Raw genomic sequence first — 25,947 nt, 5'->3', positions numbered from 1 at the left:
CCACGAACCCGCCACATGGCGGGTTTTTGTTTTTCTGGACCCGGAGAAGACTTTATGTCTCAAGGACTTTCGGTCAGCGACGTCGTCAACGTCTCGGTGACGTTGACGCCTATCGCCGCAGCCGTGCGCAATTTCGGCTCGTTGCTGATTCTCGGCGCGTCGCCGGTCATCGACACACAGGAGCGCTTCCGTGAGTATTCGGATATCGGACCCATCGGCGACGACTTCGGTCTGGACTCCCCCGAGTACCAGGCTGCGCAGCTCCATTTCTCGCAGCAGCCGAAACCGTCGATGGTGTACGTCGGGCGCTGGGCGCAGAGCGCCACGGCGGGATCACTGCACGGCGCCGTGCGTTCAGCCGCGCAACAGGCGATGTCGGCCTATACACCGATCACCAACGGAGCGTTCAACATCGCGCTCGATGGCGCGGTGCGCAACGTGACCGGCCTCAACTTTTCGGCGGCGACCAACCTGAACGGTGTCGCGTCGATCGTCGGAGCTGCGATCGCGTCTTATGGCACGGTCGTCTGGAACGCGAGCGCCCAACGATTCGAGGTGACGAGCAAATCAAACGGGCCGGGCGCCAACGCGAGCGGCGCGATCACGCTAAGTGGTAACGCCGCCGCGAACGACACTGTCACCGTGAACGGCACTGTGGTGACCTTTGTGGTTGCTAACCCTGCCGACGGTCAGGTGCTGATCGGTGCGAATGCGGCGGCAACGGCCGCCAATCTGCAAGCGTTTCTGGCCGCGTCGACGGATGCGAACCTGACGGCATGCAGCTATACCGCGGCGAGCAAGGTTGTGACGGTGGCGGCCATCGCTCCAGGCATAGCGGGCAATGCGATCACGCTGGCAAAGAGCGGCGCCAACATCGCGGTGTCGGGCGCAACGCTGTCGGGCGGCGCCGCGCCGTCATCGGTGGGCTACGCCACTGCGCCGGCAAATGGGACCGACATCTCAGCGCTGCTCGGACTGTCTCAGGGCTCGGGTGCCTCCGCGCCCGTCGCGGGCGTGGCTGCGGAATCGCTGGCGCGGGCAGTCCTCATCATGGCTGATGTCTCGACTGACTGGTACGCCCTCACGGTTGCGTATGCGGGCATTACGAACGCCGATCACATGTCGGTGGCCGGCCTGATCGAAGCGGCCTCGCCAAGCCGGATGTACGGCATCACGACGCAGGATCCCGCCGTGCTGGATCCGACGCTGACTTCGGACATTTGCAGCCTGCTGAAAGGCGCCGGATATCAGCAGACTTTCACGCAGTACTCGTCGAGCAACGCCTACGCAGCTACGTCGATGTTCGCGCGGGCGTCGACAGTGAATTTCACTGGCGTGAACACCACGATCACGCTGAAGTTCAAGCAGGAGCCTGGTGTTACGGCGGAAAAGCTGACGGAGACGCAATCCAAGACGTTGCGCGCGAAGAACTGCAACGTGTTCGTGAGCTACCAGAACAGCACCGCCATCCTCCAGGAAGGCGTGATGTCGAACGGTTACTACTTCGACGAGGTGCACGGTCTGGACTGGTTGCAAAACCAGATTCAGACGGACGTGTTCAACCTGTTCTACACGAACGGCACGAAGATCGCCCAGACCGATCCAGGCGTGACGCAGATCATCAACACGATCGAAAACGGCGCGGCCGAGATGGCAGTTCGCAATGGCCTGTGCGCACCGGGCGTGTGGAACGCGGCCTCGATCGGCGTCGTGCAGCAGGGGCAGACGCTGTCGAAGGGGTACTACTTCTTCGCCCCGCCTGTCGCGCAGCAGTCGCAATCAGACCGGGCGGCGCGTAAGGCGCCGTTGATCCAGGGGGCGATGAAACTGGCTGGCGCGATCCACTTCTCCGATGTTGCGGTCAGCGTGAATCGATAACGAGGACACAGACACATGAGCACATATTCGTTCCTCGACGTCTCAGCGTCGATCACGGGGCCCGGCGGCGCGTTCGCTCTCGGCTACGGCGAGGCGGTCGCCAAAGAGGGCATCAAGATCGCCATGGCGGGCGACAAGAACACGATGACGATCGGCGCAGATGGCGAAGGCATGCACAGCCTGCACGCCGATAAGTCCGGCCAGGTGACGCTGCGCTACCTGAAGACGGCGCCGATCAACGCCAAGTTGATGGCGCTGTACGACGCGCAGACGATCTCGAGTTCGCTGCACGGACAGAACGTCATCACGGTTCGCAATACCGCGAGCGGCGACATCACGACCGCGCGGAAGTGCGCGTTCAAGAAGAAGCCTGACCTAACGTACGCCGAAGACGGCGACATCGTCGAGTGGGTTTTCGACTCCATCAAGATTGACACCTTGCTCGGGACGTACAGCGGAACATGATCGAATTCGAAATCTCAGGCGAGACATATCGCGTCAACAAGCTCGATGCGTTCGCGCAGTTGCACATATCCCGCAAGCTGTCTCCGGTCCTGCCGAAGCTGTTGCCCGCACTCTTCAAGATATTCCAGAGCGGGCAGGCGGGCGCATTTGCTACCTTGGCCAATCCGGTGTCTGTTGGGTTGCCGCAGACCGAATCTGGGGGTGGTCCGGACCTGAAGCGGGTGGATATCGAACTCGTCGGTGATATTGCCTCGACTCTTGATCCCGTCGCTGAGGTGTTGGCGTCAATGCCGGACGCAGATGCGGAATACGTCTACTCGGCATGCCTTGGAGCAGTCTCGCGCCGGCAGGGCAGTGCCTGGGCTCCAATCTGGAGCAGGCAGCAGGCTGTGTGCATGTTCGACGACATCGATCTCGGCGTGATGACGCTTCTCGTTGCACGCGTGGTGATGGACAGCCTCGGGGGTTTTATAAGAGGGCTGCTCGCAAAGACCGGCGAGCGCCCGAAGACACCGGGGTCCAGTGGGAATGCATGATCGACGAAGAGGACTGGCTCATGAGGCCGGTCGTCGAACGCATGTGTCTTTACGAGAGCCTGCTGACTGGTGCGATTGGTCTCGAGGACATTGACCGGATGAACGACGCGCTTGATGTTCGGACGCGCAACCGGATGAAAGCACAGGAACGGGAAGAAAATCGAAATGGCCGGTAGCGTCGATGTAATTCGCGAGTTTCTCGTGTCGGTCGGCTTCAAGGTCGACGAAAGTAGCGAGAAGAAGTTCGTCGACGCGATGGTCTCCGGCACGCTCAAGGCTGCGGCCTTCGGCGTTGCAGTCGAAGCCGCTGCTGCGGCGGTGGTCGCCGGCGTCACGAAGATCGCGAGCCAGATGGAGTCGCTGTACTTCGCGTCGCAGCGCACGAACGCGTCGGTTGAGAAAATCCAGGCGCTCCGCTTTGCGGCCGAACAGCTTGGCGGCACGGCAGACGGCGCGCAGAATTCTCTGGAAAGCCTTGCGCGCTTCATGCGCAATAGCCCAGGTGCCGAGGGGCTCATCAAGAGCATCGGCGTGCAGACGCGCGAGATCAATGGTGAGCTGCGCGACACGAGCGCGATCATGGGCGATCTGGGCAAGCAGTTTGCGAACATGCCGTACTACCGCGCGAACGCCTACGCGCAGGCGCTCGGCATTGACGAGCGCACACTCATGGCCATGCGCCAGGGTATGGGCCAGGTCGGCGACGAATACCGGGAGATGTTGAAAGCGGCCGGGATGGACTCGCAGGAGGCCGCGAAGAACTCGCATGCCTTCATGAACGAGGTCCGCTCGCTGGGCTCGGCGTTCGTCATTCTCGAGCAGAAGGTCGCCTCCACGCTGGCAGGTGGAATGTCCAGCGACCTGCGTCGGTTTCGGGAAGGATTCGTATCCAATTTCAGTCAGATCGCCGGCATTATTACGAGCGTCGCCAAGGGCGTCTTGTGGCTTGCCGACGTGATGAGCAGCCTCGTATTCCGCGCGATGCAGTTGGCCGGCGACGTGGTCGACTGGTTCAACTCATGGGACGACGGGGCGAAGAAGGCGGCGGCGGCTCTGGCCGCGTTGCTCGTCGCGTGGAAGTTGCTTAACTCCGGGATTCTCGCGACACCCCTCGGTATCGTGGTTGCGCTTGGCGCCGCGATCCTCGCGCTGTATGACGATTACAAGGTCTGGAAGGAAGGCGGCAAGAGTCTGATCGATTGGGGGACGTGGCTTCCGGACATTGATTTAGCAAAAAAGCTGCTTCGAGAGCTTGGGGATGCGTTTACCGAACTCGGGGAGATCATTAACGCAGCGATGGCACATCGCTGGGGAGATCTCGCCACACACGCGACAAAGTTCATGAGTATCGTGAATGACGCTGGCGAGAAGACCGCAAAGGTTCTCAACGATGTTCAGGCAAAGGCGAATCAGGCCGGATCGGATGTCGCCACCAACGTAGCGTCTGAGGGCAACGGCGCCGTGTCTCAAACGGGCATGGGAAACAGTCGTTCGCTGGATTTCGCGAGCGGTCCATCGTCGGCAGACAGCAAACCCGCAGCATCCGGTTCGTCGCGCGGCATCGCCGCGTCGGCCTTTGGCGCGCTTATTGCCAAAGGCGAAGGCGACTACGACTCAGTGAATCGGGGCGCAAAGCATGGCTATCAGTCAGGCAAGGAGAACCTCGAGCAGATGACAGTGGCGCAGGTCATGGCGGCGCAGAAGGATGGCAAGTTCAACGCGGCGGGCCGCTATCAACTCATCGGCACTACGCTCGCTGATGCGGTGAAGAGCATGGGTCTTAAGGGCAACGAGAAGTTCGACCGGGGTATTCAGGACCGGATATTCGAGCAGTACCTGGTGAACAACAAACGTCGCGCTATCGGCGACTACATTAGCGGCAAGTCAAACGACCTGGTGGCGGCGATGAAGGCGGCGTCGCGTGAGTGGGCGAGCGTCGCGGATCCGTCCACGGGGCGCAGCCACTACGCGGGCGTCGGAAATAACAGGGCGTCGATTTCGACAGAAGCGATGTCACGCGCCCTACAAGCGGCGCGCGCCAGCGCCGGCGGGAATCCTTACGCTGTGCAGCAGCTTGCGGACGCGTCGACCAACGCAGCGGCCGGCACTCAGTCGGGGGCGCGGACGGTCATCAACCAGACGAACCACACGACGGTAAACGGTGCGTCTGATCCGCGTGCGGTCGGCCAGTCAGTCGCCAACGCGCAGGAAGGCGTCAATCAGCGCCTCATCAGGAATATGCGGAGTGCCACAGCATGAGTTTGATTGGCGATCTGCAAACGATTCTGTTCCGGCAGGGCCGGTCTATCGCCGGGATCGTGCCGGACGTGTCCGTCGAGGAGGCGCACCACGACGAGCTCACGATCACGGATCATCCGGTCGAGCAGGGTGCATCCGTGTCGGATCACGCGTACAAAAATCCTGCCGATGTGACGTGTCGATATGGTTGGAGCAATAGCTCGTCTGTGGGCTCGCTTTTCGCGGGCGACGTCAACGCGGTCTATCAACAGTTGCTCGACCTGCAAGCGTCGCGGGTCCCGTTTGATCTGGTGACCGGCAAGCGCTCCTATTGCAACATGCTGATCAAGTCGCTGTCGGTGACAACGGACCCCGCGACAGAGGATGCGTTGATGGTATCCGCCACAATGCGGCAGATCATCATCGTCGAGACGCAGGTGACGACATTGCAGCCTGCGGAAAATCACGCAGACCCTCAATCGACGGCACCCGTTGAAAACACCGGCGTGAAGCAACCGAAGGCGACGGACACAAGCCTCCTATATCGAATGGGGAGCGCGCTTGGCCTATGACACAGACTTTTGAGATTCCATTAACACCGGCAGCGCAGACATTTCTTGTCACGCTCGTCGGTGTCCAGTACCAGCTCACCCTTCAGTGGCGTGACGAGGAAGAGGGGGGATGGACTCTTGATATTGCCGACAGTGGGGGAAGCCCGATTGTTTCAGGCGTCCCCCTCGTAACAGGCGTGGATCTGCTGGCGCAGTACCAATATCTTGGTATCGGCGGGGAGTTGTGGGTCCAGACGGACGTTGATCCCGCGGCGGTTCCCACATATGACAACCTTGGAACGGCGTCGCACGTTTATTTCGTGGTTCCGTGAGCTAATTTTGGTCGATCTCATCGTCGCTACGCCCGCAGCGATCAAAAAATGACCCGCGAGCCAACATGAGCCAACAGTGGTTACGCAAAATCTCGCTGATAGTCGGCGACGCCTCTGGCAAAGGCCTTGACCTCTCCGACCTGCATATTCGCTTCGCAGTGTGGAGCGCCACGACGCAGTCGCCGAAGCACGCGAGGATCCGCATCTATAACGTGGCAGACAACACGGCGCTCGCGCTCAGACAGGAATTCACGCAGGTATTCCTGCAAGCCGGTTACGACGGAAATTTTGGCCAGATCTTTAGCGGTGCGATCAAGCAGGCGCCGCGAGGCCGTGAGAATGCGACCGACACATTCGTAGAGCTGATCGCGGCGGATGGAGACGAAGCCTATAACTGGGCCGTCGTCAACACCACCCTGGCGGCCGGCTGGTCGCAGACCGATTCTCATCGCGCGTTGATGCAAACGATGTCGAGCTATGGCGTGAGCGCAGGCTATACACCAGAGTTCTCGGCTGCGCAGTTGCCGCGCGGCAAGGTTATGTTCGGGGGCAGTCGAGACTACATGCGACAACTGGCAGGAAGTGCGGGGGCGCAATGGTCGATCATCGACGGCCAGCTTCACATGGTGAAGGACAACGACTACATCCCGGGCGAGACCATCGTTCTAACGTCGAACACGGGACTGATCGGCATGCCGACCCAAACCGTCGACGGCATCGTCGTGAAGGCGCTGCTCAACCCGAACATCCAGCCCGGTCGCCGGATCCAACTTGACAATGCGAGCATTCAGCAGGCTGGGATAAGCGTCGACTACTCCGCAGTGAATTACTTTCCCAGCACCGACTCGGATGGCTTCTACAAGGTTTTCGCTTTGAATAACGTCGGCGACACGCGCGGACAGGACTTCTATTCGAACATTATTTGTTCTGCGGTCAATGGTACGCAGCCGATATCCTCGACCTACGCAAACGCGGTGGTGAATGGACAGCCGTGAACAATGGGACGACCCGGAAGAGGCTTTGCGCGTTGCCATGGAAGGGATGCGTTCCGGATTGTGGACAGCAGAGCCAGGAATTATCGAATCCGTGAACTTTGGCAGTGGCTCGAAAGACGTGACGGCCGTTGTGCAACTGGCGATCAAAGGCGTGGTGCATGCGCGAGACGGTAGCGCGCAGTTCGTGAATAAACCGCTGCTCGTCGACGTGCCGGTATTTTTTCCCCGCGGCGGTGGGTGCACGCTGACCTTTCCTGTCGCGGCAGGCGACGAATGCCTGGTCGTTTTCTCGGCCCGTTGCATTGACGGATGGTGGCAGTCGGGCGGCGTTCAGGCGCCGATGGAGCCGCGGATGCACGACCTCAGCGATGGCTTTGCTTTTGTCGGATTCTTTTCGCAGGTCACGAAAATCGGCGGCATAAGCACGGCGTCGGTACAACTTCGCAGCAACGACGGGTCGACGTATGTCGATCTCAATCCCTCAGCGCAAAAAGTGACGATCGTTGCGCCCGGCGGATTCGAGGTGGATGCGCCGCTGTCAACGTTTTCCGGCGCTGTAACTATCGCCGGATTGCTGACTTTCATGAACGGGATCATCGGGCGCGCGGCGAGTGGCGCGGCGGCGACCATCTACGGTGCAATCAATCTGATCGGTCAGTTCGTCGTCAACGGGAAGCGGGTCGACGACACGCACACTCACCACGAGAACGGGTCTGGACAGAATACCAACCCGCCGAATTGAGACTTCCCAATGCGATATCGAAAGCTTGATGCCGACGGCGATTATTCCTTCGGCAACCAGCAGGGCGACTTTTATATCGACTCAGCGGAGGGTGTCGCGCAATCAGTCAAAACGCGGCTGTCACTTTTCACCGGCGAGTGGTTTCTCGATACGTCGGACGGCACACCGTGGCGTACCGAGGTGCTTGGCAAGTACACCAAAGACGCGTACGACGCGGTGATAAAGGATCGAGTTTTATCGACGCCGGGCGTGACACTCATCGCCTCGTATATAAGTTCATTTGATGCCGATGCGCGAACGCTGATCGTGCGGATCACGATTGCGACGCAATACGGTGAAACCAGTTTTGCGACAACCTTATGATCACAAGTACCGCGCCGGTTATCGATGCCAACGGAATCTGGGTGCCGACGTACGAACAGGTCCTGGAGTTTCTACAAAGCAAGTATCGCGGCATATACGGGCCGGACACCTATCTCGAAGGAGACAGCCAGGACGGGCAACTCGTTGCGATCTTTGCAAAGGCAATCAGTGACGCGAATGGCGGCGCTGTTGCGGTCTACAACGCATTCTCGCCGGCGACGGCGCAGGGTAATGGACTGTCCAGCGTCGTGAAGATCAATGGAATCAGCCGGGCCAAGAGCAGCTTCTCAACGGTTGACCAGATCATCATCGGGCAAGCCGGAACGCCGATCAACAATGGTGTCACACAGGACAAGGCCGGCAACAAGTGGTCGCTGCCGGCCTCCGTCGTCATTCCCCCGGAAGGCACGGTTACTGTGACCGCAACGTGCCAGACTCCCGGCGCCATCATTGCGGCACCGGGCACGGTGACGCAAATTGCGACGCCCACGCGCGGCTGGCAGTCCGTCACGAATGCGAGCGACGCGTCGCCCGGCGCGCCGGTGGAGCGGGATCCAGTGCTGCGGCAGCGCCAGGCTGTATCGACGGCAATCCCGTCCCGAACGGTGCTTGAGGGGATGGTCGGGGCGGTTGCGAACCTGCCTGGCGTCGTGCGGTATAGGGCATTTGAGAACGATGACGGCGTGCCGGACGTACACGGAATTCCTGGTCATAAGACTGCGTTCGTTGTTGAAGGTGGCGATGCGACCGCGATCTGCCAAACGATCGCACTCAAGAAGACACCCGGCGGGGGCACCTACGGGACAACAACGATCGTGGTTCCCGATGCGTACCGTATCCCGCACGCAATCAGCATCTTCCGACCGACCGATGTTGCGATCGGATGCCAGATCGCGATGAAGGCGCTGCCCGGATACAACGCGACGACCGGCGCCGCGGTTCAGAAAGCCGTCTCAGACTTCATCAACGGCGTCGCGATCGGGGGCGGCGCGGCAGGATGCGTCGAATGGGATGCATGCATCGCAGCTGCAAAATCGGTCGCTGGCGGCACAACGTTCAAGATCGAATCGCTGACACTGATCGGGCCGACCGGAGCAGGCAGTCCCGACGTAGCACTTCTGTTCAACCAGGCGGCGACATGTACGCCCGATGCCGTGCAACTTAATTTTTGAGGCTGCATGGCACAGATATCTGACTACACAGACCTCGTCACGTCGGAGCATGCCGATAAGCCCAAGTTCATGGCGACGATCGAGGCGCTGACCTCGTGCTTCGTCGACCTTCGCAACTTTCAGCAGTCGGTACCGGAGGCATTCGATCTGGACGACGCAGTTGGCGTGCAACTTGACGCCGTCGGGCTATGGGTAGGAATAGGGCGGCAGGTCGCCACGCCGCTCACCGGGGTCTACTTCTCGCTCGATGTGAGTGGGCTGGGATTTGACCAGGGAGTGTGGCAGGGACCATTCGACCCAAGTACGGGCCTCACCACTCTCGATGACGAGACGTACAGGATGCTGATCCGCGCAAGGATCGGCGCGAATCACTGGGACGGTACTGCGGAAACGTCTGTGGCGATTTTGCGGAGCATTTTTGACACCAGTTCGCGTGTGTTCATTCAGGACCATGACGACATGTCAATCAGCATCTGCATTGCCGGGTCGCCGCCGAACGCCCTGTCGCTCGCGCTTCTGAAGGGCGGCTACATCCCGCTGAAACCGGAAACGGTTCGGGTGAACACCGTTGTCGTGACGACCCTGACAGGCGCACCGCTTTTTGGTTTCGACATGGATAACGATCTCGTCGCCGGCTTTGAGACTGGCGCGTGGGGTGTCCCGGCATAACGCACTTTCAACGCGCGACAGGCCGCCTTCGGGCGGCTTTTTGTTTTTCGGAATCTAAATGACCATCCAGAATGATTTTCTAGCGTTCGCAACTGGCGGCGGTGCGAACGTCCTGTCGCAAGACGACTATGCCGCATTGTCGGCGGTTCTGACCGGCTACCAGTCGGGAGTTGCATCTTCCGCGGCGCTGAACAAGACCTGGCGCCAAAGCAGCCTCATGGCTAATGTGCTCGCGCAGTTAATCGTTGCGAAAACAGGGCAACCGGTAATCGATGACGGCACGACGGCGACGTTGCTGTCCAATCTGGCGTCGGCCATGTCCGTTGGGAGCTATGCCGTCGACGTCGGCGCGGTGAACGCTTATGCGATTACGCTGAATCCTGCGCCATCCGAGTATTTAGATGGGATGGTCTTTGGGATGCGGGCGACGCATGCGAACAGCGACGCCAGCACAATTAATGTAAATGGCCTCGGTCCGATAGGAATCTCCGGCAATACGGGCGCGCTCCAGGGTGGGGAAATCGTCGCACAAGGCAACTACCTCTTCCGCTTTAACGCGGTTGCGGGGACGGCCGTCATCATCGGGCAAGGCGGCGGTGCGTTGCAGGTTTCAGCCGCGATCAAGAGTCAGCAAGCGGTGCAACTGGGGCAGTTCGGCGCGTCGCTGTCATCCATAGGCTACGTGAAAATCCCCAATCCCAATGGGCCACCGCTGATCATCGAATGGTTCCCTATCAGCAACGTGGGGAGTACGACCACCACAGGAACATTTCCCTTGGCGTTTCCGAACAACTGCTTTGCCGCCCTGCTAACCGGACTTCAGGGATCAGGGGGCGCGCAAGCATATGCGGTCCTAAACAGCAAGACACTTTCTGCCTATACCTGGAACGGCTTCACTGCTCCGAGCGGTAGTGCGCCATATCTGGCACCGGGATCAGGTGCTGTCCAGGGATTCGGCCTCGCGATCGGTATTTAAGGAGAATAGGCATGGGTCAAAAATTCGCAGCATATGACTCGGACGGTGCAATCGCCGCTTTCTACGACAGCGATGACAGCCCGGTTCCGGACGACGTTCAAGACGTGATCGAGATCACTGACGAAGAGTGGTATGCATGCTTGTCAACGCCGGGCTACACCGTCGCCGATGGTGCGCTAGTGCCGCCGGTGCCACCGACCGCCGCCGAACTCACGGCACGTGCATTGGTTGAATCGGCGCAATCTGCGTTGGCTGCGGGTCTGACACTAGTCAGCACAGGCTCGCCAGCGATCAATGCCACGTATGCGATCGACCAACTCAGCCAGATGGACGTCATTGCGATCGAGACGGGGTTGAACGCTGGCACTGGCTTTCCCGGCGGTGCCGCAACCTTCAACTATCCGGATATCGCCGGTGCTTTGCACCCATTCAGCGAAACCAGCTTCAAGGACTTCGCCGCGGCGATGCGCACATACGTCTACGCGCTCAGGTCGGTAATCGCCAGCAGCGCGTCAAAGCTGCCGGTTGCGAGCACGACCATCCCGTAACCCAGCCGCGATAGCGCGCGGCACTCACCTGAACTTTTTCTCGGAGCTCGCATCGTGAACTCACCGACACTCGTTCCGGATGCTTTTCTAACCTACGCCCCACAACTAGACAGTCCGGCGGGGGCTTTCTACCTCGTCACGCCAAGCAACTCGGACCTGCTTCCAAGCCGACCGCGCGCGTTGCGCGTAGGCATCGCCGGTGACGTAACGCTGACGGGGATGGATGGCGTCGACGTGCTTTTCAAGAACTGCTATGCCGGCGAGATCCTCGACGTTCGTCCAGTCCAGATCAAGGCCGCCGGCACGACCGCGCAGAACATCGTGGCGCTCCTATGATCGGACTCGGCCTTTCTATCAACCGACGGCGCGGTCGAGGTCCGGATTCGCTGCCGCCTGGACCTCCTCCAAATGGCACGGTTATAACGACAAGTGGGGTGCCGGTCGTGACGATCTCTGGCGCTCGCGTTGTAACCAGCATCGGTCTGTCAACGACGAGCACCTCTGCAGGGGATAAAAGTTGACAGCCACGACAGACACGATTCGTCTAATCGAATTTCCACCAGGCGGTCCTGTCAGCGGCACCGACGCGCTCTATGGCGATCAGGGCTCAGGAGAGGTGCGCCTTACTGCGGACGATATCTCTGGCTATGCAAACGCGGTCGGCGTGCAGTCGAGCAAGTATGCGTTCATGAAGCTGGTCGACAACCCGTTGGCGTCGATGACGCGCGATGGCGCGGTCCGAAGCAGCGAGCCACATCTGAAGGCCGGCTTGCTCGATATCACCGTGATTGGGGCAAAACCAGGGAAGTACTACCGTCTGGAGTGGTATGGAAATGGCACTACGGCCTTCGGTACGCCAAATTACCAGATGCTCTTCTCCGAGTACGATGCGACGACCTATGCGACGAACAGCGCCTCTAACTCGAGGCCAATCATCGCCCTCAACGATGTGCGCTCCTCCGCGGTAACCGACAACGCAGTCGGGCCGATTGTAAACGGCGTCGTCACACGCTACTTCAACGGTCCAAAGGATTCGAGCATTGCGTTTCTCGTCACGTACGACACGAACGTATTCGCCGGTGCAGGCGTCATCCAGGCGAATCTGCCTGGTGGGAGCGGGTATTGTCACATTATCGATCCGTCGTGTTACAGGCCGTTTCCCGTCAGTCTGATCCCGGCGGCGTCCGGTGCAGGAACCAATGCTGTCTTTCCCCTGGCATACAGTCTCGTCGGCGGTGTGCTGACTTATGCCATGCGTCTGAGCGGGACCTACGACATCAAGTTGACGTTTGGCCCGGTGGGAAACAACTCCCTCAACAACTACGGGAATGTGTATGTTGCGCCGCACAGTGGGACGCCACCATCGGTCACGAACCGCGACTGGCTCCAGGTGTGCAATGCCGGTTCGGACTGGCTTGGCCCGTATGTGATCGAGGCCGTAAATAACCCGGATCCTTCACAGAGCGGCCGGTCTGGTTACTTCACCGGCGGCTCCCATGGCACGACAAATCAGGAATCGGGTGGTAATCCGACAGCACGATGTCTTTCGTATCAGATGACCATCGACGGCGCAGCGCTGGACCCCGCAGTAGCGGTGATCTCCGGAACCTGTCGGGAGATCGTCATCTCTCTCGTCAATAACATCCAGCCGAACAACGCCCTGCGCGAGGTGTTGCAGGAAGCCTATCTGCTCAAAATCACCGCCGGCGCCACTGAAGTCCTTTACAGGAACACGCCGCTCGAACAGGTCAAAATCAAGAAGCACTATGGCCTTCAGATTTGCGCGAGCGGTTTTCAGTCTTCCGTTCACTTCGTCAACGGATGGGCTCAAGGGCGACAGACGATTAGCGCCGGCGTGAATCTGAACGCCGGACCTTATTCGAGTAATCCGAATGTCTATTGGATTGCCTGTCGTGGGCAGTACGGCGATGTTGCGATGTGGATTGACTCGTCGTTCGGAATCGTTCCGGCGCGTCCGATCGATCCGACGCAAACGGCAGGCATTTTCCAGCCGTACTCAGGGGCAGGAAAGGCGTACGAAGTGATGGTGCTATCAACGACTGGTGTCATTTACAACCCCGGCGCCGGCTATATGTTTAGAGGCGGCTATGTCTGGGGCTCCAATCTGTCGAACGACCAGAATGTTGATTGCTCGTTCCGTTACACAGATAACGGAGCCATCAGATACGCAGTGACTTTCAGCTTTGCAGCATCCGCCAGTGTCGTGCTTTCCGCGCAGGACCGGAATCGCTCCTTGTCATATGTGAGCGGCACTGGCGATGCGTTCGCATTCGCCGATGTGACCACGGTGTCGGCGCAGAAGTATGGCGTCGTGAATGTGAGTGTTGGATAGCGCGCATTGTTGCTTCGGCACCGAGGAGCCTTGTTCGTTTGTAGCCGCTAGGCCGATGCACGTTTCGACCGAAGCCGGCGACGTTACGCGGCTGCGCGATCTTGCCGCAGACTTCCCCCCTCGTTTGGTTGGCACTTCGACATCTGCCGCGGTTGGCAGTGACCGCCGCTCAATGCTCGGTGGACGTGGCGCCGCCGGGGGACATTTTTAGCACCAAGCAATACCGCTGGAGATAAGAGCTGATGGACGAGATCCGTCTTGTTGATTTTCCGCCTGCCGGTCCCGTTAAAGGGACCGATTTGCTCTACGGAGACCAAGGTTCGGGTGAGGTCGGCCTTACCGTGGCAGAGGTGGCTGGCTATGCCGGAGAGCTTTATGCTGGCGTTTCATCTGACGATGCAAACGTGTTGAGAGTCGGCGCCGATGAAAAACCTCTGCTCAGCAACAGCACGGTAAGGGCAGCCCTCACGGGGGCCACATATGTCGAAAGAGACCTGAACGGCAACCTGAGTGTGACCGACGATCTGGTAGCAAGGATCGTGAGTCTCGAAGCGGGCGCCGCGAGCTACCGCTGTGACTTCATGAATGGCTTCTATTCCATCTGGGGGGCGATGTGTTCTCTGCAGCAAGCCGTGTCTCAGGGAGGCGATCAGAGAGATTCAAGCGGACGGCTGCTGGTGCAGCGTGCAACCACGAATCTGCTTCCGAATCCGACCTTCGCAGGCGGTGTGGTTGGTCCGTATAACGCTGGGGGGATTCTGCCGTCGGGTGTTCAGATTTCAGATCCGGGTTTGCCGTGGGAAGTGGTTTCGGTGTCACGCGGAAAGCTGCGGATTCGCGTCTACCGGGCGGCGGGCACACCCGCCGGAACGAGTTTCGGCATTCGCATGCCACTGACGCTCGGCGTTGCGCCTTCGCGCGGCGGGGTAGTGGGCAGCGCGGCAATGGGAATTGTCGCGGCCACCCCAAACATCTCCAGCGTAACGATGCAGGTGAATAACAACTCGACTGGCATCACAGGATTCAGCTCGCCGATGTCATCCGCTGGCGGTCTGGTGAATGTTTCCGCATTCGTCGTGGCGTCGATGGGCGCGAGCATGTATCAGCGACTGCAGTTCAACGTTGTTGGAGCGGCAAGCGACCCTTTCGACGCTACCTTTGATATCCAGTTTCCGCAGCTTGAGGATGGAGCATCGGCGCATGACTGTACGACTTATGTCGCAGGATCACGCGCGGCCTATGCGACGACGCTGGCAGTTCCGAAGGGCAGCTACAGCGTGAACCTTCAGTCGCGCGGAGGCGGAGTTTGGCAGCAGGTCACTGTTCCGGATGGCAGCGGGTGGACGATACCTGTTCCGGCTGTAGGCATGCTCGCTATCGAGAATGCAATTGTGCTTGCGCCACAGATTGGCGTTCCGCGCGAGACTGAATTCTCTGCTGTCATGTACCCGACCAAATGGGGCGTGACCTTTCCCGTCGGGTCAACCTTCAGTGCGAACGGATTGTCATGGGGCGTGCAGGGCAATGCAGCCGCTCCCTATGCGTATCAGAACGCGACCAATAAGGCGTCCCTTCAGCGTTTCGAAGTGCATCAGGGTGACCAGGCGCCGTTTGATAGTGGGCATCCGGTCGACCGATGCGAAGCGTCGGCTGCGACGTCGTTCGCCTACGGCGTGGACGTCTGGATTTCATGTGCGATTTTTGTGGAGCGCGGCACACCGGTCTACGACGCAGGTAGTCAGTATGTGTGGTGTTCGCTGATTCAGATGCACGGAAACCCACAGCCCGGCGACGCCAACTACGCGAGAAAGCTCGCGTGGTCGCCGTGTTTTACGCTCGATATTGCAGGAGATGTGCTGAACATTCAGACGCGCTCCGAGACCGATGTCTATCCGTCGGGGAACCCGCTCACCATGACGCGGTACGTGGACGAATCATTTCAGCGCGGCGTCTACAACTACTACGTGTTCCGCATGGTTTTCGCGCGCACCGGGAATGGTCTGCTGCAGGTTTGGCGCAATGGTGCCTCGATCTTTGATCAGGCTATCCCGCTTGGATACAACGACGCGCTCGGACCGTACATGAAATTTGGGATTTACCGAGGCACTGATCCGGCCGTGACGGCGGTGCAGTTTGCAAACCTGGAAATCAGCAACGCATCGCTGGCCCAACGAGTCGCATCGCCGCTGCCGATCTGCTGATCGCGTTGCTACGCATGCGTGTCTCATATGCCGCCTTCGGGCGGTTTTTTATTGGCAGAGGAGGTCTATGGCTGAACCCGTTGCATCGGCTGCGGGAGCAACCGTGTTTGGACTGGTGAGTGGTGTCGCAATGAACGGGCTGCACCTGCCGCACGACTCGGGCGTGCTTGCTGGAATTGTCTGTGGGTCTGCCATGTACCTGATGCGCGCGCGGGAACCATCGCGTTGGCACAAGGCTATTTATTTCAGTGTGTCGCTTGTCGGCGGGTTCTACCTGTCGAACTGGGCAATGCCACGCTTTCCGACGTTGCCCGGCTGGCTAGTGGGATTCGTTCCGGCGGTGTCCATCGTGACGATCGCCATACCGGCGCTCGATTGGGTAGAGCGCAACGTTCCGTCCACGCTCGATCGCATTCGAGCCTGGGCGTTAGGAAAACTTCCTGGAGGAAAGGCAAATGACGATTCCTGACCTGATGCGATATCTGCATGCGCACGGGCCCGTCGATTTCGCGCTGCTGTTGCTGACCGGTGCGGTTTCGACCCGCATCGCGTGGCGGCTTATGTTCGCCGATATCCCAAAGGGTGAGTCCGTCTCGCGCGGCGGTCAGATCCTGCGCTGGGCGCTTTTCGTGACCTACGCAACTATCGCGCTGCGCGTGTGGTTCGGCTGGTATTGGACTCCGGTGGAGCCGTCAGAGCTGACCCCGGATCTATTCATACTCGCAGTCGTCGAGATTTACCGCGGCGACCTGCGCGAGCTGTGGGAAGTACTTGGGGGCGTCTGGAAGCGCAGCAAGCTTGGAAGAGGGTAACCATGGATAACATTCAAACGTATATCGACGGTGTGATCGGCCGCGAAGGCGGCTATTCGAACAACCCGGCAGACGCTGGCGGCGAGACCATGTGGGGGGTGACTGTCGCTCGAGCGCGGGCGTATGGATACACGGGTCCGATGGAACAAATGCCGCGCTCGACAGCAGTAGATATCTACACGAAGTGCTATTGGACACAGCCGCATCTAGACCAGCTCGCGGCGATCGATGCGGCGCTTGCGAACAAGCTGCTCGATATCGGCGTGAACATGGGGACGGCAACGGGCGTTCAGTTCATGCAGCGCGCACTCAACGTGCTTAACCAGCAAGGGAAATCGTTTCCGGACATTGCCGTCGACGGTGGCCTCGGTCCGATGACACTCGCTGCGGTGAAGGCGTTCTATGCACTGCGAGGCGCAGACGGCCATCGTGTCTTGCTCGGCATGGTGACGGCGTTGCAGTCGGTTCGCTATGTCGAGATCGCAGAAAAGAATCCCAGTCAGGAGGCGTTCGAATATGGGTGGCAACTGAACCGCGCACTGGGGGCCGTTGCATGAACTGGTCCGATCTTGCGTCGACTGTCGCCAAGGCGGCACCGCTGCTCGGTCAGATCGGCACCATCACGGGCGGCGCCGTCGGCATTATGAGCGCCGCTGTCGGCCTGACCATTGGACGTGCGTTCGAGTCACCGGATACGCATTTTTAAGCGGTTTTCGACTGCATACAACACCGGAACTTGCTGCCAGCGAGCCGACGGTTTTGCAGCGCCAATCGCGCGTTCTCCGCAAGTGGGGGCGGTAGTGCCTAAAAGCCGTCTGCCGTGGCGTGCTATTTGTGGCGGGTACACTAGAACAATTTCCTGTCGAGGTTGACGCGCAATTAGAGCGTTACGGTGGCGACCACTTCGGCGGGAGAAAGTTGACTCTTGTGAAGGTACATTCCCTCCAAATCGGGAATGGCGACAAGTTTTGGTTTCCCTCCTTCGGTTACGCTGACCAGCCCGACTATTTCGCCGTTCTGTTTGAGACCCCATGCAGCGAGGTTCCAGACGATTCTGTCATACGTCGGCCTTTCCGGCTTTTGCGCAAAATACCAGTCGGTTGCGGCAGCGATCGATTTGTACATCTTCAGTTTTCTTTCACGGCGGTCGGCCGCAGCGGTGCGCGCCAGCAGTTGGCGATTGCGCAAGTGGTCAAAGGAATACGAAACTAGCACAGCCGCAGAACGAATCTGTTGAATAAGTTCGGCGCCTAGGTCGAGGCGCTACCGTGTCTGATGTGCGCGAGCGATCATGCGCGCCAATTCCTCGAGCCGACGATCCTCCGCTTCATCCGGATCGAAATCGAAACCGGCCGCGCCCTTCGTAGTGGGGGCGTCCGCCATCGTCGGGTTGATTGAAGAGTTGACGAGCCCAGCGCGCACCATTTCTTCCCATGCGAGTGAACTCACGCTGTGCAATGGGGCTGCCCCGCTTGTCAGGCGCCCGAAGTCGGCGCGGCGGGCGGCGCGCTCGACCTTGCCGAGCAACGCCGTCATCTCGACGAGCGTCATCCGTGCATGCTGCACCTCCAGGATGAGGCGCCAGACATCCTCATTTGTTCTGTATCGCCGGTACCAGTCGCGCAGTTCGTCGATAGTTGGTGGTTTGAAGGGCGGCAGCGTCACGGCGCCGTTTGCCTTTTCCGGCGCCGCATCATCTCCCCCCGCTCGTAAGCGAGTGCCTCCGCCGGCCGCTGGTACTCGCGGACGGACCTAGGCGCGTCGAGTGGCGGAGTGTCGTCAATTTCCCCAATCCTCAGTACTTCCTGCGCTAGCCGGATCCGCAGCCCCATGATCGGCGAGTCACGCCCGACGAGTCTCTTGTCCGCCTCGCGCGCGAGCCGAACACCGTCGTCGGCCATTTCCCGCAGGTCGAGCAACAGCAACCTCAGGTACTGAACCTCGAGTATTAACGTCTGGACTTCGCGTTCGCGCCGGTGCTTCGACCACCACTTGCGGAGATCTGCGAGCGACGGCGGAGTGAATTTCGGCAACTTCATTTCTTGCTCAAAAAGTCGCGTGGCCACACCGCGAGATCCCACATGAATGGGCGACGTCTGCTGCGCGCGTCGCCGAACTCGCGTCCCAGTCAGTTTTGAGCAGCCACCGCTAGTCCGTCGCGCGCTGAGGCGTGAAAGTCCGGTCCACGTAGCAACGCATTGCCGCTTCAAGCCTGCCGTCGCCCATCCACAGCCCATCAGAGGCGTTCGGAAATCCGTAGGCATTCGCCGGCCCTGCGCCCGCGATGTATTGATTGCCGAACTCGGCATCTACGGCTAAGACGACAACGATGCCTTCGCGATCAATAATTGCGTCAGCAAGCGCACGATCCGACGAGAACGCCGGCGGCGGAGTCGGTATTGCGTCGGATTCGGCATGACCGTTCTGACGCTCCGCGCATGCGACCCAGTAATCCAACTGCGCTCCCTTCAAGCTCATTGCGTCCATCGCTTCCTCCCAGATTTGTCGGATGATTGTTGACGCTGTTCGTGAAAAACCTGTATGGATGTACAGTATATCCGGGGCGGTCGGCGGTATCATAGAGTCGTCTCAAAATTTCGGAGGCGTACATGTGCTACTCGGCGCAGATTGAGGCGGACTACAAGAAATATGTGAAGGCGTTCGGCGCCAGCCTGAATTTGCGCGAGTTCGCGATCCTGTACTGGGAACGTGCGAACGGCAGCAAGGCCAGGATTCCCAAGGCTGTCGATGCGGCATTCACCGAGCCGAAGGGCGCGGAACTGCTCGACATCAAAGCAGCAATTGACCAATTCAATTCAGGCCAGGTCGCTGCTCTCGAGCAGGAACTGTTCAGGCAGCGAACGCGGCTCGCCGACGCCGAGCGCGTGCTACAGAGTAAAGCCACCAAGGCTGCGACCGAGAGCAAACGGATCGCCGCCGACAAGATTGACGCGGCGATGCGCCGGCTCGACGATCTTCGCCGGGTTGATCTGAAAGATCGCGACTCGCGAATTTTTCCCGGCACCTATGCACCGGTGATGGTCATCGAGAACGGGAAGCGGGTTATCAAGCCGATGCGCTACCAGTGCCGGCCGGCGGGCAAGCCGGCGTTCTACGACACCAAATACCCGGGGACATACAACGCGCGCCGCGACAACCTCGAGGGATTCTGGAAGTCGCTCTTCGGCTATTCGCACGGGCTAATGGTTGTCAGCGCGTTTTACGAAAACGTGAGTCGCGCCAAAATGGAAGGCCGCGAACTGGCGCCGGGCGAGAAGGATGACAACGTCGTTCTGGAGTTTGGTCCGGACACGGGAGGGGAAATGCTGGTGGCTTGTCTATGGTCACACTGGCAGGCGCCAGGTCAACCCGACCTGCTGTCATTCGCGGCGATCACCGACGAGCCGCCCGCGGAAGTCGCAGCGGCCGGTCACGATCGCTGCATTATCCCGATCAAGCCGGAGAACGTTGACACGTGGCTCAATCCGGTTCCGTCTGATCTGGCAGCGCTTTACGCCATTCTCGACGACCGCGAGCGACCGTACTACGAACATCGCAAGGCTGCTTGAACTGCCGGCTAGTCGCGAATCCTTCGATGGTTGCGCGGGCACTTGCAAGGGGGCGGAAGATCACTAGATGCTTGAACGGCAAAGGCTTTCCACTACGTTGGTAGGTATGATGACGTGCCGTGAGCAGGCGCTGTCATGTCAATTGCATCAGTGGGGGCAGCGCTCTGTCTGTATATAATGCGGTCGACAAAGGAGAATAGATGCCAACGGCTGTTTCGTTATTTACAGGGTGCGGGGGGTCTGATGCCGGTCTGGTTAAGGCTGGGTTCGACGTTCTGATGGCCAACGATGTGTTGCCGTACGCGAGGGATGTGTACTTGGCCAACCATCCGGACACCGACTACCATCTTGGTGACGTTTCGAAAATAAAGTCTTTCCCGTCAGCCGAACTTTTGGTGGGGTGCTACCCTTGCCAGGGATTTTCGCAAGGGGGGGCAAGAGACGCCGACCGTAACATCAATTTCCTGTATCTGGAGTTCTTGCGGGCACTTCGACAGATTGGCCCGAAGGCGTTCATTGTCGAGAACGTGTCTGGAATGCGCCGGTCAACCTATAAGCACCTGCTTGATGATCAGATCGCGAAGTTTTCGACTGCAGGTAAGTACGGGTATTCGGTAAAAGCGGAACTGCTGAACGCCCAAGATTTCGGAGTGCCGCAAGAGCGGAAACGGATTCTAATAGTCGGTATTCGCAACGATCTCCGCGCTGAATATCACTTCCCAACGCCGACTCATGGTGAAGGCAGGAAGCGACTCGTGACGATCGAGGACACCCTGACAGGAATGCCAGATTGGCCCATGGGCGAATTTTGTGAGGATCCGTTTCACTGGTACTACCTGTCTCGCAATCGCAGAAGGGATTGGAATGAGACAGCGAAGACGATCGTCAGCCATATGCGCCATATGCCGTTGCATCCGATCAGTCCATCGCTTCGTCGAATTCACACAGACAAGTGGGAGTTCGAAAGTGACGGACCGGCACGGCGATTTTCGTATCGCGAGGCAGCGCGACTACAAGGTTTCGGCAAGCGTTTTAAGTTTCCAGACTCCGAAGCTTCTTCGTTGGCGATGAGGTACCGAGTTGTTGGTAACGCGGTACCCCCGCCACTTTTTCGAGCTGTGGCTCAAGCGCTTCCTGACGTCTGGGGCTGAGGCGCGGCTGCTGCCTTGGGCGGCTTGGGCAGCTTCGCCACATTGATAAGTCGGGTGAATACTCTGGGCAGGCGAGCAACAATCTGGCTGCGATGTCCCTTTCGAAGCACTGAAACGATGCGGATGCGATCAAAAACGATACCCGCTTTTCGCGAAGCGTCCCTCATGTAAGGGGTCGCCACCCGATATGGCGTGAAAAAGGATCGGATTGGAGGGACGACTGAGATTTTTGCCCATTGGGTTAGATCGTCAATATTAATGTCGTCGAATTTCGTAGTCCAATCGCCGCCGCAAGCGCATTGACCGAGCAGGTACAGTTGGCCCGTTCGTTCGTCAAGATGCGGAATCCAAGCGACAACATCGACACCACCGTCTTTCACATCAGTCGTCGTAGGGCTCGTTGGCCGATCGTCTGCGGGGTGCCATTGCCATTCGCCGTTGCGCTTACCGGTCAATTCATTCAGCAGGTCGACGACTGCCTTGAATTCCTTTTTCTGAGCCCAAGGTCGCGGCCAGCCCGTGTGTCTGGCCACGCTCGTTGGGCCGAGGTAGGACTGTGCAGTAACAACTGCGATTCGCTCGAACCAACGGGGCAGGATGGTGTGATCACCCTCAGTGAGAGTTTCTGCTTGCGTAATGCCTAGCAGCGCCTCATACACCATTGAGGTGCCAGGTACATGGACTAGGCTCCCTCCTTGGATCTCGAACGGATAGTCTTTGCCAAGGACCTTTTGCCTCCAAAGAATCTCTTCTGTCAGCGTGCCTGTTAGCGTCTCGTATGTCGCTTCTGACTTTTGGAAAACAGTGTCCTTGCTGTCATCGCCTACAAATTGCTCAGTTGCATCGGCGATCCGGTCGTCCATAATCCCAGCCTGCAGATTTGCTCGACCGTCTTTAACAGCCTTCCACTCTGTTTGATCGGCGTTCCCCGAGATGCTTTGTATGAATGCCCGGTTTTCCCACTCGTTTGCGTTTTTTCTTGGTCTAGTCGCCACGATCAAATTTCCTCGTCGTCGTCGGCAGAAACGAGTTTTCGGTGGATAGATCCGGCGAGATTGCGAACTCTTTTGGCAAGTGGGGCGTACTTCTCAGCTACCTCGTCAGCCACCATCGTCTCCGCCAGCATCGATGCAATCGTTTGAAGGATATCCCGGCATTCCGACAATCCGTCGTTTAAACGTGTGGCCGGCGGAAGGGTCATATAAAGTACTTCTTCCAGCCTATGACCTTGTCGAAGAAGATCGGCTTTGTCTTCGTCGCCGAGGGCACTAGCTAGCTCGCCGATTTCCCGTGAATCGTCGATCGCAGCAGGCCGTCCTTTGGATGAGTCACCGAACATCGAAACCAAGAGCGTCGAAGCTTCCGTGCGCTTATTGGCGGCGACGGGTTTTGGCGTTGGCTCTTCAGGCATGCCGACGTACTCTCTGACAGTCGGATAGCCAAGTGCGGTATAGACCCACGAAAATGGGAAATCTATATTGCTTCCGCGCCCTTTGCGTGAACTTGACTCTGGATCAAATACTCCGTCCTTGATCAGTTGAGTAATGAAGTAGTAGCCTTCAAGCAATCTCTTAATCGTGCGGTGCTGGTCCCCAGTCATCAGGGCGATTTCTTGCAGAGTCAAGTCGTTTCGCTCGACTACTCGTGCAATCCAAGCTGCCTTGGCGAAGGAATCCCACCCTTGCGATGCCGCAATGTGCCGTACTCCTAGGTACGAAAGTAGATCGCGTTCCTGCTCATGCTGTTCAAATTTGATGGCGGGGACTGCTTCAAATGGTTTTCGCTTTGATTTGGTTTGAAGCCCTTGGTATTGGGCTATTTTGCGTTCCTGATTCTTCGCCCTTTTGTCCCCTGCCAAAACTAGACAGGCGGCCAGGCGGCGATTGCCTTCGACGACGGTCCATCGACCATTGCCTTGAGCTCTCGCAATCAAAGGTTCGGCAACGAAAAAACCATTTACAGAAATTGAACTTAACACGTCCTCAATACCGAAATCGTTAACGATATAGTCAAGAATTTCGGTTTGCGTCCGTGTCCGACCGGCAGTCATGCCGAATCGCGGATTTTCGAAGTCAAAATCGAGCAGCGAAAGTTTGATCGGTTCGACTGACTTGCTCTCGAGATCCAGATCGACGGTCACTGCTTTCTTAGCAGGAAGCGCCTTTTTCGCTGGTACCTTTTTTGAAACCATGGTTGTCGCCAGTAAAGGGTGATGATTCTTGTTGATACTTCGAGCGCAAGGAATTTGCGCGATCGTACACGTATCGCCGGCCTACAGGCAACTCAGCGGCTCGAAGAGAGGTTCATCTACCGGGTCGCTCTCCGCAGATGATTGGCGTAGGTTGTGGCGTAGGCCGGAGCTCTTGGCGCTGCTGGGTAACCCGCAGGTACTGATGAATGTCTGGCGAGTGAGTCGCTGAGGACCCGGCGGCTGGCGTAATAGCGAGTCTAGGCATGGCCGGATACAAAGTTGCTTTGGTGCATGAGTTTAGCAGCGCGCTGCTCGTTCGAACTGCACAATCCTCCGCTCTCGGCTAGTTTGGTCATTGATTTGAGCAAGTCTATGGCTGCTTCGGATTCGACACCCGCCACGCGTTGACTGGATCAACCCTTTAATGTGCCCCAAGTTGCTTGACCTCGGATGGCTCGCGCAAATCCGGGCGGCAAATGCGAAAGAGCGCCCATTGAGCCGTGTTCGGCAACTGACCCAACAGAATGTTAAGTGGTCCCTTCTGGGCCCGATACGCGTCTCTTGCGCATTTGAGCTCCTCGGCAATTTCGGCCTTCCGGTTCACCAACTCGTTGACCTGTGTCTGCTGCTTCATGAGGTCGCTGATGCCCATGTCGAAGTCGTAGACGCTCGATTCCTCCGGTAATTCCTCGTCGAGATATGCGCTCGAAATAGTTGCTCGGACGGCTCGGAACTGTGTTTCGAAGAATGCGAGGTTCCTTTGCAGTCGTTGAGGCGATTCGATCTCTGCGCTCGCGCCACGGAGATCAATAGAGACTTGAAGGCGCAAAAGCCCGTCGAAACCGGAAACGTGAGTCCATGGAAACGACCGCTTTCGCCATGCGATCTCGGCCTCGATCGCCCAGGGCTCCCATACGGCCAACTGTTGCCTCGCCCGCTTCGCGACGACGTGCCATTGCTCCTCAGACTTTTCAATGGATACGGCGCAGCGTTGATACTCCTCGCCAAGCGTTCCGATCCGCGCGAATGGCTCCTTGAGCGAAGCAATGACGCTCTCAAGCTGCTCATTGCCGAGACCTTCGATGCCGGTGCGGAGGAAGTGCCAATCATTGCGCATGGCCATTTCGGGCGCGTGTTTCGATTCTTCGTGAGCGACCCTATAGAATTCGTCGAGCCCGTGCTCAACGAGTGAGTCCGAAAAACGCGAAAGCCACATCGAGATACCGCCATTAAGGCTATCGAAGCGCTCGCGAAGACTTATCGTCGAAGCTTCAGTCATAAGCCATTGCTCCGTAGGTTGAGTCGAACACGGCCTGGTGCGGTCATATGTCGAATGTAAAGTTGCTTTGGCTGAACGAGTTTACCAGTGCATCGGTTGGCCGACGAGCGGGGATAGAACAGGCTGGGCCTGCCATCAGTATCTCTGCGTTGTAGCGTAGTCTGGACCACGTCGAAAGATGTCATCTTGAAATTTCTTTGGATTTGATGCGCAGGCTTTGAATGCGAACTCGCGCCGAGCCATTTGCTTCGAGTAGGGCTCGTCGGGTGCGCCCTTTGGCTGGTATGCGATATAGGCGCCTTCGGCAAAACCAACGCAACTCACAATAGCGATCTCCTGGCCACTCATGTTGGATATGCGCTTCGACTCCATCGCAGGCGTCGCTAGACAAAGATCGCTCATGTCCTTCTCCGCCCGCTGTAGTTGTTCGAGAGGAATTTTTTTCTTCGTAACGTACTGGCTGGTATCGATAACTGAAGTGACCATGGTCTGACAATACAAGTCAACAGATGTACGCTCCGCCGCACTCACTAGTTGTGAGTTCAGCAAAAGCAATGCGACTTGCAATGCAAAAAAAAATTGTGACTTCATCATTTTCCTATTCGTATTTCCACCAGCGAATTTCACATTCTCCCTTTCGATTCCCACGAAAAAGAAGTTGTTTCGATCGAACCAAGGGAGTCAGACGAGTGCAAAGCGGGTGCACGAGTCTATCAGTGCGCTGCTTCTTTTGACTGCCCGATCTTTCGCTCCCGGCCAAAATCAGTCAGTGAGTTCGTTTTTCGGGAATGTTTTTACGTCCGCTGTACGTCGGATGGCCGACCGTTACGCCGCTGCGACTGCGGGCCAGGAAGTGTTATCCGAGATTGTGCGATGTGACGAAGTCGTGTGAATTGATTGCGCTAGACTAGACGTACTTAACCAAC

At 58.3% G+C, this 25,947-nt stretch carries 31 protein-coding genes; 23 read left to right on the top strand and 8 right to left on the bottom strand.

Translation table 11 applies throughout. The features are described 5' to 3' along the window. The first annotated feature begins 54 nt into the window (after positions 1-54). The 21 genes from PDMSB3_RS12435 to PDMSB3_RS12335 all read left to right on the top strand — a co-directional run bounded on the left by PDMSB3_RS12435 (position 55) and on the right by PDMSB3_RS12335 (position 17,537). Complete coding sequence (locus PDMSB3_RS12435) at positions 55-1,878, top strand: DUF3383 domain-containing protein (protein WP_165186367.1); 1,824 nt, start codon at positions 55-57, stop codon at positions 1,876-1,878. A gap of 15 nt (positions 1,879-1,893) precedes the next feature. After that, the gene (locus tag PDMSB3_RS12430) at positions 1,894-2,343 is read left to right on the top strand and encodes a phage structural protein (RefSeq protein WP_165186365.1); all 450 of its coding nucleotides are present in this window, start codon (positions 1,894-1,896) and stop codon (positions 2,341-2,343) included. Continuing rightward, complete coding sequence (locus PDMSB3_RS12425; RefSeq protein ID WP_165186363.1) at positions 2,340-2,879, top strand: phage tail assembly chaperone; 540 nt, start codon at positions 2,340-2,342, stop codon at positions 2,877-2,879. Before PDMSB3_RS12430 ends, PDMSB3_RS12425 begins: the two co-directional genes overlap by 4 nt. Next, a complete protein-coding gene (locus tag PDMSB3_RS12420) occupies positions 2,876-3,055 on the top strand; it encodes a DUF6889 family protein (protein ID WP_165186361.1) in 180 nt (59 codons plus the stop codon). The genes PDMSB3_RS12425 and PDMSB3_RS12420 overlap by 4 nt, the downstream gene beginning before the upstream one ends. Next, positions 3,045-5,138, top strand: a complete 2,094-nt coding sequence (locus PDMSB3_RS12415) for a glycoside hydrolase family 104 protein (RefSeq protein ID WP_165186358.1) — start codon at positions 3,045-3,047, stop codon at positions 5,136-5,138. The genes PDMSB3_RS12420 and PDMSB3_RS12415 overlap by 11 nt, the downstream gene beginning before the upstream one ends. Positions 5,139-5,140: 2 nt before the next feature. Continuing rightward, on the top strand, positions 5,141-5,689 hold the full coding sequence (locus PDMSB3_RS12410) for a phage baseplate protein (RefSeq protein WP_407670536.1): 549 nt from the start codon (positions 5,141-5,143) through the stop codon (positions 5,687-5,689). Next, the gene (locus tag PDMSB3_RS12405) at positions 5,686-6,000 is read left to right on the top strand and encodes a phage baseplate plug family protein (protein WP_165186354.1); all 315 of its coding nucleotides are present in this window, start codon (positions 5,686-5,688) and stop codon (positions 5,998-6,000) included. The genes PDMSB3_RS12410 and PDMSB3_RS12405 overlap by 4 nt, the downstream gene beginning before the upstream one ends. A gap of 65 nt (positions 6,001-6,065) precedes the next feature. After that, positions 6,066-6,995 carry a phage protein gene (locus tag PDMSB3_RS12400; protein WP_165186352.1) on the top strand — a complete coding sequence of 310 codons (930 nt, stop codon included), beginning with the start codon at positions 6,066-6,068 and terminating at the stop codon, positions 6,993-6,995. Next, positions 6,982-7,737, top strand: a complete 756-nt coding sequence (locus PDMSB3_RS12395) for a Gp138 family membrane-puncturing spike protein (RefSeq protein WP_165186349.1) — start codon at positions 6,982-6,984, stop codon at positions 7,735-7,737. Before PDMSB3_RS12400 ends, PDMSB3_RS12395 begins: the two co-directional genes overlap by 14 nt. Positions 7,738-7,746: 9 nt before the next feature. Next, positions 7,747-8,100, top strand: coding sequence for a hypothetical protein (locus PDMSB3_RS12390; protein ID WP_165186347.1), 354 nt, complete (start codon positions 7,747-7,749; stop codon positions 8,098-8,100). Further along, positions 8,097-9,272 (top strand): baseplate J/gp47 family protein, encoded by a 1,176-nt coding sequence (locus PDMSB3_RS12385; protein ID WP_165186345.1) that lies wholly within the window; start codon positions 8,097-8,099, stop codon positions 9,270-9,272. The genes PDMSB3_RS12390 and PDMSB3_RS12385 overlap by 4 nt, the downstream gene beginning before the upstream one ends. A 6-nt stretch (positions 9,273-9,278) precedes the next feature. Then, entirely contained in the window at positions 9,279-9,941 is a 663-nt protein-coding gene (locus PDMSB3_RS12380) for a DUF2612 domain-containing protein (RefSeq protein WP_165186343.1), read from the top strand. Between the two features lie 58 nt (positions 9,942-9,999). Further along, positions 10,000-10,917 (top strand): gp53-like domain-containing protein, encoded by a 918-nt coding sequence (locus PDMSB3_RS12375; RefSeq protein ID WP_165186341.1) that lies wholly within the window; start codon positions 10,000-10,002, stop codon positions 10,915-10,917. An 11-nt stretch (positions 10,918-10,928) separates the two neighbouring features. Beyond that, complete coding sequence (locus PDMSB3_RS12370; protein WP_165186340.1) at positions 10,929-11,465, top strand: hypothetical protein; 537 nt, start codon at positions 10,929-10,931, stop codon at positions 11,463-11,465. 54 nt (positions 11,466-11,519) lie between these two features. Then, entirely contained in the window at positions 11,520-11,801 is a 282-nt protein-coding gene (locus tag PDMSB3_RS12365) for a spike base protein, RCAP_Rcc01079 family (RefSeq protein ID WP_165186339.1), read from the top strand. 181 nt (positions 11,802-11,982) lie between these two features. Then, complete coding sequence (locus PDMSB3_RS12360; protein WP_165186338.1) at positions 11,983-13,818, top strand: hypothetical protein; 1,836 nt, start codon at positions 11,983-11,985, stop codon at positions 13,816-13,818. A gap of 242 nt (positions 13,819-14,060) precedes the next feature. Further along, a complete protein-coding gene (locus tag PDMSB3_RS12355; protein ID WP_165186337.1) occupies positions 14,061-16,019 on the top strand; it encodes a heparin lyase I family protein in 1,959 nt (652 codons plus the stop codon). A gap of 67 nt (positions 16,020-16,086) precedes the next feature. Beyond that, a complete protein-coding gene (locus tag PDMSB3_RS12350) occupies positions 16,087-16,488 on the top strand; it encodes a putative holin (RefSeq protein WP_165186336.1) in 402 nt (133 codons plus the stop codon). Beyond that, a complete protein-coding gene (locus tag PDMSB3_RS12345; RefSeq protein WP_165186333.1) occupies positions 16,475-16,831 on the top strand; it encodes a hypothetical protein in 357 nt (118 codons plus the stop codon). Before PDMSB3_RS12350 ends, PDMSB3_RS12345 begins: the two co-directional genes overlap by 14 nt. Positions 16,832-16,833: 2 nt before the next feature. Beyond that, on the top strand, positions 16,834-17,388 hold the full coding sequence (locus tag PDMSB3_RS12340; RefSeq protein WP_165186331.1) for a glycoside hydrolase family 108 protein: 555 nt from the start codon (positions 16,834-16,836) through the stop codon (positions 17,386-17,388). Continuing rightward, complete coding sequence (locus PDMSB3_RS12335; RefSeq protein WP_165186328.1) at positions 17,385-17,537, top strand: hypothetical protein; 153 nt, start codon at positions 17,385-17,387, stop codon at positions 17,535-17,537. Before PDMSB3_RS12340 ends, PDMSB3_RS12335 begins: the two co-directional genes overlap by 4 nt. A gap of 173 nt (positions 17,538-17,710) precedes the next feature. Here PDMSB3_RS12335 and PDMSB3_RS12330 read toward each other — a convergent pair whose 3' ends face one another. The 4 genes from PDMSB3_RS12330 to PDMSB3_RS12315 all read right to left on the bottom strand — a co-directional run bounded on the left by PDMSB3_RS12330 (position 17,711) and on the right by PDMSB3_RS12315 (position 19,411). Then, positions 17,711-18,019: a methionyl-tRNA formyltransferase gene (locus PDMSB3_RS12330; RefSeq protein ID WP_165186325.1), complete on the bottom strand. Its 309-nt coding sequence runs from the start codon at positions 18,017-18,019 to the stop codon at positions 17,711-17,713. 75 nt (positions 18,020-18,094) lie between these two features. Beyond that, positions 18,095-18,496 (bottom strand): hypothetical protein, encoded by a 402-nt coding sequence (locus tag PDMSB3_RS12325; RefSeq protein ID WP_165186323.1) that lies wholly within the window; start codon positions 18,494-18,496, stop codon positions 18,095-18,097. Further along, positions 18,493-18,870 carry a hypothetical protein gene (locus tag PDMSB3_RS12320; RefSeq protein WP_165186321.1) on the bottom strand — a complete coding sequence of 126 codons (378 nt, stop codon included), beginning with the start codon at positions 18,868-18,870 and terminating at the stop codon, positions 18,493-18,495. The genes PDMSB3_RS12325 and PDMSB3_RS12320 overlap by 4 nt, the downstream gene beginning before the upstream one ends. A 109-nt stretch (positions 18,871-18,979) precedes the next feature. Further along, entirely contained in the window at positions 18,980-19,411 is a 432-nt protein-coding gene (locus tag PDMSB3_RS12315; protein WP_165186318.1) for a hypothetical protein, read from the bottom strand. 29 nt (positions 19,412-19,440) lie between these two features. Between PDMSB3_RS12315 and PDMSB3_RS12310 the strand changes: the two genes are divergently transcribed. Then, positions 19,441-20,400, top strand: a complete 960-nt coding sequence (locus PDMSB3_RS12310; RefSeq protein ID WP_165186316.1) for an SOS response-associated peptidase family protein — start codon at positions 19,441-19,443, stop codon at positions 20,398-20,400. Between the two features lie 200 nt (positions 20,401-20,600). Beyond that, entirely contained in the window at positions 20,601-21,551 is a 951-nt protein-coding gene (locus PDMSB3_RS12305; RefSeq protein WP_165186313.1) for a DNA cytosine methyltransferase, read from the top strand. Here PDMSB3_RS12305 and PDMSB3_RS12300 read toward each other — a convergent pair. The 4 genes from PDMSB3_RS12300 to PDMSB3_RS12285 all read right to left on the bottom strand — a co-directional run bounded on the left by PDMSB3_RS12300 (position 21,524) and on the right by PDMSB3_RS12285 (position 25,615). Further along, on the bottom strand, positions 21,524-22,546 hold the full coding sequence (locus PDMSB3_RS12300) for a hypothetical protein (RefSeq protein ID WP_165186311.1): 1,023 nt from the start codon (positions 22,544-22,546) through the stop codon (positions 21,524-21,526). The two genes, PDMSB3_RS12305 and PDMSB3_RS12300, sit on opposite strands and share 28 nt — an antisense overlap. Positions 22,547-22,548: 2 nt before the next feature. After that, positions 22,549-23,742, bottom strand: coding sequence for a ParB/Srx family N-terminal domain-containing protein (locus PDMSB3_RS12295; protein WP_165186308.1), 1,194 nt, complete (start codon positions 23,740-23,742; stop codon positions 22,549-22,551). Positions 23,743-24,163: 421 nt separating this feature from the next. Continuing rightward, positions 24,164-25,021 carry a hypothetical protein gene (locus PDMSB3_RS12290; protein ID WP_165186305.1) on the bottom strand — a complete coding sequence of 286 codons (858 nt, stop codon included), beginning with the start codon at positions 25,019-25,021 and terminating at the stop codon, positions 24,164-24,166. A gap of 135 nt (positions 25,022-25,156) precedes the next feature. Next, on the bottom strand, positions 25,157-25,615 hold the full coding sequence (locus tag PDMSB3_RS12285) for a hypothetical protein (protein WP_165186303.1): 459 nt from the start codon (positions 25,613-25,615) through the stop codon (positions 25,157-25,159). Between the last annotated feature and the right edge of the window lie 332 nt (positions 25,616-25,947).

The sequence above is a fragment of the Paraburkholderia dioscoreae genome (genome assembly GCF_902459535.1).
Classification (GTDB): domain Bacteria; phylum Pseudomonadota; class Gammaproteobacteria; order Burkholderiales; family Burkholderiaceae; genus Paraburkholderia; species Paraburkholderia dioscoreae.
Note: the sequence above shows the minus strand (reverse complement) of the source record. Positions and strands in the feature narration are given on the sequence as shown.

Bases quoted from the DNA above. Each gene is read 5' to 3' on its own strand.
- PDMSB3_RS12435 (WP_165186367.1), top strand. From the start codon at position 55: ATGTCTCAAGGACTTTCGGTCAGCGACGTCGTCAACGTCTCGGTGACG.
- PDMSB3_RS12430 (WP_165186365.1), top strand. From the start codon at position 1,894: ATGAGCACATATTCGTTCCTCGACGTCTCAGCGTCGATCACGGGGCCC.
- PDMSB3_RS12425 (WP_165186363.1), top strand. From the start codon at position 2,340: ATGATCGAATTCGAAATCTCAGGCGAGACATATCGCGTCAACAAGCTC.
- PDMSB3_RS12420 (WP_165186361.1), top strand. From the start codon at position 2,876: ATGATCGACGAAGAGGACTGGCTCATGAGGCCGGTCGTCGAACGCATG.
- PDMSB3_RS12415 (WP_165186358.1), top strand. From the start codon at position 3,045: ATGGCCGGTAGCGTCGATGTAATTCGCGAGTTTCTCGTGTCGGTCGGC.
- PDMSB3_RS12405 (WP_165186354.1), top strand. From the start codon at position 5,686: ATGACACAGACTTTTGAGATTCCATTAACACCGGCAGCGCAGACATTT.
- PDMSB3_RS12400 (WP_165186352.1), top strand. From the start codon at position 6,066: ATGAGCCAACAGTGGTTACGCAAAATCTCGCTGATAGTCGGCGACGCC.
- PDMSB3_RS12395 (WP_165186349.1), top strand. From the start codon at position 6,982: ATGGACAGCCGTGAACAATGGGACGACCCGGAAGAGGCTTTGCGCGTT.
- PDMSB3_RS12390 (WP_165186347.1), top strand. From the start codon at position 7,747: ATGCGATATCGAAAGCTTGATGCCGACGGCGATTATTCCTTCGGCAAC.
- PDMSB3_RS12385 (WP_165186345.1), top strand. From the start codon at position 8,097: ATGATCACAAGTACCGCGCCGGTTATCGATGCCAACGGAATCTGGGTG.
- PDMSB3_RS12380 (WP_165186343.1), top strand. From the start codon at position 9,279: ATGGCACAGATATCTGACTACACAGACCTCGTCACGTCGGAGCATGCC.
- PDMSB3_RS12375 (WP_165186341.1), top strand. From the start codon at position 10,000: ATGACCATCCAGAATGATTTTCTAGCGTTCGCAACTGGCGGCGGTGCG.
- PDMSB3_RS12370 (WP_165186340.1), top strand. From the start codon at position 10,929: ATGGGTCAAAAATTCGCAGCATATGACTCGGACGGTGCAATCGCCGCT.
- PDMSB3_RS12355 (WP_165186337.1), top strand. From the start codon at position 14,061: ATGGACGAGATCCGTCTTGTTGATTTTCCGCCTGCCGGTCCCGTTAAA.
- PDMSB3_RS12350 (WP_165186336.1), top strand. From the start codon at position 16,087: ATGGCTGAACCCGTTGCATCGGCTGCGGGAGCAACCGTGTTTGGACTG.
- PDMSB3_RS12345 (WP_165186333.1), top strand. From the start codon at position 16,475: ATGACGATTCCTGACCTGATGCGATATCTGCATGCGCACGGGCCCGTC.
- PDMSB3_RS12340 (WP_165186331.1), top strand. From the start codon at position 16,834: ATGGATAACATTCAAACGTATATCGACGGTGTGATCGGCCGCGAAGGC.
- PDMSB3_RS12335 (WP_165186328.1), top strand. From the start codon at position 17,385: ATGAACTGGTCCGATCTTGCGTCGACTGTCGCCAAGGCGGCACCGCTG.
- PDMSB3_RS12320 (WP_165186321.1), bottom strand. From the start codon at position 18,870: ATGAAGTTGCCGAAATTCACTCCGCCGTCGCTCGCAGATCTCCGCAAG.
- PDMSB3_RS12315 (WP_165186318.1), bottom strand. From the start codon at position 19,411: ATGATACCGCCGACCGCCCCGGATATACTGTACATCCATACAGGTTTT.
- PDMSB3_RS12310 (WP_165186316.1), top strand. From the start codon at position 19,441: ATGTGCTACTCGGCGCAGATTGAGGCGGACTACAAGAAATATGTGAAG.
- PDMSB3_RS12305 (WP_165186313.1), top strand. From the start codon at position 20,601: ATGCCAACGGCTGTTTCGTTATTTACAGGGTGCGGGGGGTCTGATGCC.
- PDMSB3_RS12295 (WP_165186308.1), bottom strand. From the start codon at position 23,742: ATGGTTTCAAAAAAGGTACCAGCGAAAAAGGCGCTTCCTGCTAAGAAA.
- PDMSB3_RS12290 (WP_165186305.1), bottom strand. From the start codon at position 25,021: ATGACTGAAGCTTCGACGATAAGTCTTCGCGAGCGCTTCGATAGCCTT.
- PDMSB3_RS12285 (WP_165186303.1), bottom strand. From the start codon at position 25,615: ATGATGAAGTCACAATTTTTTTTTGCATTGCAAGTCGCATTGCTTTTG.